The 310-nt window shown below is 51.9% G+C and carries 1 protein-coding gene; it reads right to left on the bottom strand.

Going from position 1 to position 310, the window contains the following annotated elements:
• The coding region (locus AB9F29_RS21940; protein WP_369757253.1) for a hypothetical protein at window positions 1–310 on the bottom strand (310 nt) is incomplete at both ends.

Raw genomic sequence — 310 nt, 5'->3', positions numbered from 1 at the left:
CATGCCGCGATACCTTCGAGCGCGTCAGAAAGGTTTCGCGTGAACACAAACTTGGAATATTCACGGGCTTCTGTTGCCTTGCCAATATAGTCAAACAACGTATCGACATTAGTGCCGTACCCAAAATCATCCAGCAACGACTGGATTTTCGCTTTCTTGTCATCAGAAAGCACAAACCCGACTTCCAGCCCCTCTGGATCACTGGTTTCGACCACAGGCGCGTTGCGCATCCGCTCGATCAATTCAGGACGGCTATCATAGCGCATCGACTGAATGTCGTAGGCGCCGGGCCGCAAATGGCCATAGCGAT

Source organism: Falsihalocynthiibacter sp. S25ZX9 (assembly GCF_041205405.1).
Lineage (GTDB): Bacteria > Pseudomonadota > Alphaproteobacteria > Rhodobacterales > Rhodobacteraceae > Falsihalocynthiibacter > Falsihalocynthiibacter arcticus.
This window is presented reverse-complemented; position numbering and strand designations above follow the sequence as displayed.